Consider the following 6,577-nt stretch of genomic DNA (forward strand, 5'->3'; position numbering starts at 1 on the left):
TATGCAGGAAGTCTACCGAATGAACACTCAACGAGCAACTTTGAACAACACTCCAATACTTGTAACGAAGTCGAGTACAGAAGCCTTAGATCTATTCCCTCTCATCTAAAGACGATCGAGCAACCAACCGATCGCACCCTCGACATCGGCAACTTGCTCAACGGGTGGAGTGGGCGATCGCTGCACCATGACGATCGGAATCTCTAATTCTCGCGCAGCAACAATTTTTGCGTAGGTTGCATTGCCACCACTGTTTTTGCTGACGATCGTATCAATGGTGTGATCGAGCATCAGTTGTTTTTCTTGTGCGATCGTAAAGGGCGCACGATCGAGGACTGTGATTCCATTGGGAATGGCTGTACCAGGTGATGGTGGATCAATCGATCGCATCAAAAACCAAACATCATGCAATCGTGCAAAAGGCGCGAGTTGTTGTCGCCCGATCGTCAGAAACACACGTTTGGCAGTCTGTTCGAGGGCAAGGGCTGCCGCTTCAACACTCTCGACTTCAATCCAGCGATCGTCAGGCATCTTTTCCCACGCAGGGCGGACGAGCATCAGGTGAGGAATGCTCACGTCACGGGTGGCGATCGCGGCGTTGTGAGAAATTTGAGCCGCGAAGGGATGAGTCGCATCGATCAGGTAGTCGATTTTGCGATCGCGCAAGTAGTCGCTTAAGCCAGTTGCGCCGCCAAATCCGCCGACTCGAACTGACCCGGCGATCTCCGTTGGGTTTTGAGTGCGTCCGGCGAGTGATGTGATAATTTCAACGTCAGGAATCTGAGACGCTTTAGCCGCGAGTGCAGCAGCGTCACCTGTTCCGCCCAGAATTAGGACTCGTTTCATAGCTGATTTTCGATAATTCCTTCTGCCTCAAGTGATAAGTTTTGCAATCGGTTTAGCGTTTCTTTTGATGCATTTTCCCATAATCCACGCTGATGTGCTTCTAATAATCGCTCTGACATGTCTCGCATTGCCCAGGGGTTATTTTCCTGAATAAATTCCTGCACCGAGGGATCAAATAAATAGGTTTCCGCAATGCCCTGATACATAAAATCTTGAACACAGTTTGTTGTCGCATCGTAGGCGAATAGATAGTCGATCGTCGCTGCCATTTCAAAAGCACCTTTATAGCCGTGCCGCATCATACCCGCAATCCATTTGGGATTAACGACTCTAGCGCGATACACGCGGCTGATTTCTTCTGATAGCTGACGAACTTTAGGCTGATCAGGACGCGAATTATCACCGAAATAAACGTCGGGCTGTTTGCCAGAGATCGATTTAACGGCGGCTGTCAACCCTCCCTGAAATTGATAATAATCATCAGAGTCGAGTAAATCATGTTCTCGGTTATCTTGATTTTGCAGGACAATTTGCATCGTGTTGAGGCGTTGATTAAACGCTTCGGGGGCTGATGTCCCGTTTGATTTGCGGGTGTAGGCGTAGGCACTCCAGTTAATATAGGCTTGCGCTAAGTCATTCTCATCTGTCCAGTTTTGTGACTCAATTACGCCTTGCAATCCGGCTCCATAAGCGCTGGGTTTTGAGCCAAAAATGCGATAGAGCGATCGCGCTTTTGCGTCTTCTGATGTTAATCCTTGCGATTCCCAATACGTTTGTTCTTGCGTTGCTTGAGCTGATAACGGATTTTCATCATCAGATTCATCGAGTTGTGCAACGGCTGTAACTGCACTATCAAATAAATCAATCAGATTGGGAAAAGCATCGCGAAAGAAACCAGAGATTCGTAGCGTCACATCGACACGCGGACGACCGATCGCTGAGAGGGGCAAAATCTCAAAATCGACGACTCGACGAGAGACACCATCCCACAAGGGTTTGACTCCTAATAAAGCTAACGCTTCTGCAATGTCGTCTCCACCCGTTCGCATGGTTGAGGTGCCCCAAACCGATAAGCCTAATGTTTTGGGATAGTCGCCGTTCTCCTGGGTGTATCGCTCGACTAATGCTTCGGCGGCTTTTCTGCCAATCTCCCACGCGGTTTCGGTGGGGATGGCGCGAATATCCACTGAGTAAAAATTGCGTCCGGTGGGCAACACTTCGGGTCTGCCGCGAGTCGGTGCCCCAGATGCGCCGCTTGGCACATACTGTCCGTTGAGTCCTTTGAGAAGATTGAGAATCTCTTGATCCGTTTTTTGCAACGCTGGAAGTAGGCGATCGCGAATCCAGTCTAATTCTCGAATCGTCTCTGCTCCAATATCTGAAAATTCATCACTCTGTATCAGTTGAGTGATCAGATCTGCGGCAAACTCTTCAATGACTTCTACAACGTCGCCAATAATTCGACAGTGATCGATTTTGGAATAGTTTTTCTCGTGAACCAACTCACCTAAATCAGCAGTGAGCGGATCTAATTCTAGTTGCCAATCTTGAGCGATCGCGCGGGTTAAACCTAATCGATTAGCGCTGGGGTTGCGAGCGATCGCGACGATCAAATCTCTTAATTGTCGATTTTGAGGACACTGCCCCAAAATGTGCAAACCATCGCGAATCTGAGATTCTTTTAGCTCACAGAGATAGCCATCTGCCGTCTTGAGAAAACTTGCTAGACTCGACTCATTTAACGCCAAATTTTCGATGCCTAAATCTTGATGGAGATTTTCTTGAATGATCAGTTGAGAAAGCCGATCGCTAATCAATTTCAATCGCGATGGATCTAAGGTTTGCGCCTCATAATATTCGTCGATTAATCCTTCGACTTGGTGCAAATTGCCATAGAGTTCAGCCCGCGTCATCGGTGGCGTTAAGTGGTCGATGATCACGGCTTGAGTGCGGCGTTTTGCCTGTGCCCCTTCGCCCGGATCGTTGACAATGAAGGGATATAAATGAGGCATCGCCCCAAAAACCGCTTCGGGATAGCACTCCTCAGAGAGCGCCACGCTTTTTCCAGGAAGCCATTCTAAGTTGCCGTGCTTGCCGACGTGAACGATCGCGTTGGCTCCAAACTGAGACCGAATCCAGTGATAAAACGCTAGATAATTGTGCGGCGGTTCTAAATCGGGCGCGTGATAGTTGAGAGAAGGGTCACGATCGTAGCCTCGCGCAGGCTGCACACCCACAAATACATTGCCGAGCTGAATTCCTGGAATCGGAAATGCCGTGATTTCTTCAGGCAAACCCCATCGAGTTTGAATGCCTTTTTGAACTGCGATCGGCAACTGGTCAAACTGAGATTGATAGTCTTCTACTGTCAGAGATTGCCGAACATTTCTCAACGTCCAACCTTCAGGATCATTGGTGACTCCAGTGGTTAGTAATTTAATCAATTCTTTGTCACTTTCTGGAATATTTTCTACATGATATCCAGCCAGTTTTAATGCTTTGAGAATCTCGATGCAGCTTGCAGGAGTGTCTAAACCAACACCATTTGCTAATCGCCCGTCACGAGTCGGATAATTTGCCAAAATTAGCGCAACTTTACGATCGTTTGGTGGAGTTTGACGCAGCTTGATCCAATTAGCCGCTAACTCTGAAACAAACTCAATTCGGGATAAAACAGGCTCATAACCAACAACATCAGTTTGCAATAATGGGTTTTGAGTTTGAACTGCTTTAAACGAAACGGCTCTCGTAATAATTCTCCCATCCACTTCTGGTAAAGCAACATTCATCGCTATATCTTTAGGCGATAAGCCCTGAAAACCTGATGTCCATTGCTCTTGAGTTCCGCCACTAAAAATCACCTGAAACACAGGAACATTCAGCATTTCCCAAAGTTCGACTTGCGGCGTTTCTGACTCTAATCGGGCAAGCGAAAAACTGGTGGTATTGAAGAGCAACCCAATGCCGCGATCGCAATAGTTCAGCAACTCTTTTTGCACATCAGGTTCTTTTAGCGACGATACAAAAATCGGGACAGGGGTAAGATTTCGTTTAATCAACGCATCGCACATGGCATCAATCACTGCTGTGTTTCCAGACAGATAATGAGCGCGATAAAATAAAATTCCGACTCCAGAGTGAACCCTTGATTCGGCTATTTTTTGCTGTCCGCCATAAATGCCAATTCGCGGAACGGGTTGAGGCGAATTAAACGCATAAGTCTGATTTAAGAAATAGGTTGAAACGAATTTAAGGAGATTGCAATAATTATCAACGCCGCCTTCTAAAAAGTATTTCCAAACCTGATTTACTTCGGTTAACGAAACCGTTGAATGACTCATTAAATTAGGGTCAGGTCGCTCATCTCCCGGCAAGATAATCAGTTTTGTGCCTGTTTGTTTTGCCGTTTCTTCGACAACTTCTAACCCATAACTCCAATACGATCGCCCCCCAATCACCCGAACGATAATCACCTCCGCCTGACTCAAGACATCTTCGGCGTAAGTGTCGATCGTCAGTTGTTGTTGAAGTTGCAGCAGATTGACCACTCTCAGCGACGCAAACCCATCGGGTAGCTGATTTGCCGCCGCCGCCAGCGTTTGAATATCAGTATCAGCCGCCGTAATCACCACGATGGGCGCAGGCTGCTGTTCGACAAAAATCACGCCCTCTGCGGCGGGGTTCCATCCTCCAGGAATCGTTGCGAGACGGTGCATAAGCGTTGAAGATTGCGTTTATAGTGAGAAAGTGCGATCGCCCAAAGGCTTCTCCATCTTACAGGTAGACTGATTGACGTATGGGGATGATTATTGCCGGAGAAAGAAGCGGTGTGGGCAAAACCACCGTGACGTTAGCCTTGTTGTCCGCGTTGCAGCGTCGCAGTCAAGCTGTGCAGTCGTTTAAAGTTGGGCCTGATTATATCGATCCGATGTTTCATCGCCACGTCACTAAGCGGGCTTGTCGAAACCTCGATCCTGTCTTGACTTCAGAAGCTTATGTGCAGCAGTGTTTTGCTCAACACAGTCAAACCGCAGACTACGCTTTAATCGAAGGGGTGATGGGGCTGTTTGATGGAGCCAGTGGGTCAGATGATTTTGGCAGCACGGCTCACATTGCCCGACTCTTAAATCTGCCCGTTTTGCTGATTTTAAATTGCAGTAGTTTGGCCCGATCGATCGCCGCGATCGCTCACGGATATCGCAGCTTTGATCCTCGCGTTAATGTGGCTGGCGTAGTTCTTAATCGAGTCGGCAGCGATCGCCATTTAGAACTGCTCACCGCCGCTTTAGAACCGCTGAATTTGCCAATTTTAGGCGTTTTGCGTCGTCAAGATGAGATTACAATTCCCGATCGCCACTTAGGTTTAGTGCCCACCGCAGAGCTTGAGAATCTAAATCCATTGCTCGATCGCTTGGCTGACTTAGGAGAAACCTGCTTCGATTGGTCGCAGTTGTTGCCCTTGTTGAAATGTCAGCCTTTAGAGAAAAGCGAGTCTAAAATCCAAGTTTTGAACTCTAAAGTTCGAGTTGCGATCGCCTACGATTCTGCGTTTAATTTCTACTATGCCGACAACTTAGATTTGTTGGAACAACTGGGTGCAGAACTCGTTTATTGGAGTCCTTTAACAGACTCAGCATTGCCAGAAAGAGTGCGGGGACTCTATTTTGGGGGCGGTTTTCCAGAAGTGTTTGCAGCCGAACTTGCGGCTAATCAATCGGCTCGTCAGGCAGTTGACGCGGCGATTCAGTCTAATATGCCGACCTATGCAGAATGTGGCGGCTTAATGTATTTGTGCGAACAAATTATTGATTTTGCCGGACAATCTCACTCAATGGTCGGCATTTTACCCACAACAGCAAAAATGGGAAAAAAGCTAACGTTAGGTTACCGACAAGCCACTGTGATGCAAAACAGCCCGATGATGAATAAAGGCGATCGGGTGTGGGGTCATGAATTTCATCGATCGACGTTGACTCACGAATCTGATCAACCGCTCTTTAATCTTGAGGGTTATCACTCTAGCATTCCCCTTAAGTCAGAGGGTTGGCAGTGTTATCAACTTCATGCGTCTTATACTCATTTGCACTTCGGCACACAGCCAGAGTTTCTAAAGCGATTTTTACACCAGTGTTCACAATTTGAGGGTCATTAAGAATAGTTCTAATCCACAACCGATGTTATTGGCATACAAGTTGTAAAGCAGCACTGATGGGAAGTTCTAGCAAGTTGAGGGTATCCCAGCGAGTGGAAAAGAAAAGGATTTCAAGGTTTTCGACGGCTCCAGAGGTGGGGTTGAGGCGGGCGATGATTTCGTCACCTAGTTCCTCGGATTCTTGTTCAGGATAGGGAGGGCAAGTGTCGAAGTAGAGAATATCGCCAATTTTGTCGTAGCGCACGGTTAGTTTTTCTGCCATAGCACTTGCCCTCCAGTGATTTTACGCGCAGTGTAGGTTGTAATAATCCAGTGGCGTTCTGGGTCAGTTTGATTGACCACTACTACTACAAGATAGCGTCCTGTGCGAATACTCTCAAACCATTTGGAGAAGAGAAGAGCATTGGGATCGCGATCGCTGGAACGAACCAAATCAGGATCGAATAGAGTCGAGCTAATTCAGTTAAATAGTCGGGTAGAGTGCCGGGGTGAGTTTCGGCAATATAGCAGTCCTATTTGAGTTGTAAGATCAGCCATAGCGCCGCAACTTGGGAAAATCAAACGTGTAAGACTGCAAGA

5 protein-coding genes are annotated in these 6,577 nt (G+C 47.4%); 1 reads left to right on the plus strand and 4 read right to left on the minus strand.

Annotation, left to right across the window (positions count from 1 at the left end; genetic code table 11):
- Window positions 1-105: 105 nt before the first annotated feature.
- Window positions 106-846, minus strand: coding sequence for a cobalt-precorrin-6A reductase (locus C7B65_RS21200; RefSeq protein ID WP_073074603.1), 741 nt, complete (start codon window positions 844-846; stop codon window positions 106-108).
- Window positions 843-4,562: a cobaltochelatase subunit CobN gene (gene cobN / locus C7B65_RS21205; RefSeq protein WP_073074602.1), complete on the minus strand. Its 3,720-nt coding sequence runs from the start codon at window positions 4,560-4,562 to the stop codon at window positions 843-845. Before cobN ends, C7B65_RS21200 begins: the two co-directional genes overlap by 4 nt.
- A gap of 86 nt (window positions 4,563-4,648) precedes the next feature.
- Here cobN and C7B65_RS21210 point away from each other — a divergent pair, with 86 nt between their 5' ends.
- Complete coding sequence (locus tag C7B65_RS21210; RefSeq protein ID WP_342353015.1) at window positions 4,649-5,998, plus strand: cobyrinic acid a,c-diamide synthase CobB; 1,350 nt, start codon at window positions 4,649-4,651, stop codon at window positions 5,996-5,998.
- Window positions 5,999-6,023: 25 nt separating this feature from the next.
- Here the strand turns inward: C7B65_RS21210 and C7B65_RS21215 are convergent, their stop codons facing one another.
- Together C7B65_RS21215 and C7B65_RS28520 are read right to left on the minus strand one after the other, a co-directional pair.
- Window positions 6,024-6,260: a DUF2283 domain-containing protein gene (locus tag C7B65_RS21215; protein WP_073074600.1), complete on the minus strand. Its 237-nt coding sequence runs from the start codon at window positions 6,258-6,260 to the stop codon at window positions 6,024-6,026.
- Window positions 6,245-6,430, minus strand: coding sequence for a hypothetical protein (locus C7B65_RS28520; protein WP_219898687.1), 186 nt, complete (start codon window positions 6,428-6,430; stop codon window positions 6,245-6,247). Before C7B65_RS28520 ends, C7B65_RS21215 begins: the two co-directional genes overlap by 16 nt.
- Window positions 6,431-6,577: the final 147 nt, after the last annotated feature.

Origin of the sequence: Phormidesmis priestleyi ULC007 (assembly GCF_003003695.1) — a bacterium.
GTDB classification, from domain to species: domain Bacteria; phylum Cyanobacteriota; class Cyanobacteriia; order Leptolyngbyales; family Leptolyngbyaceae; genus Phormidesmis_A; species Phormidesmis_A priestleyi_A.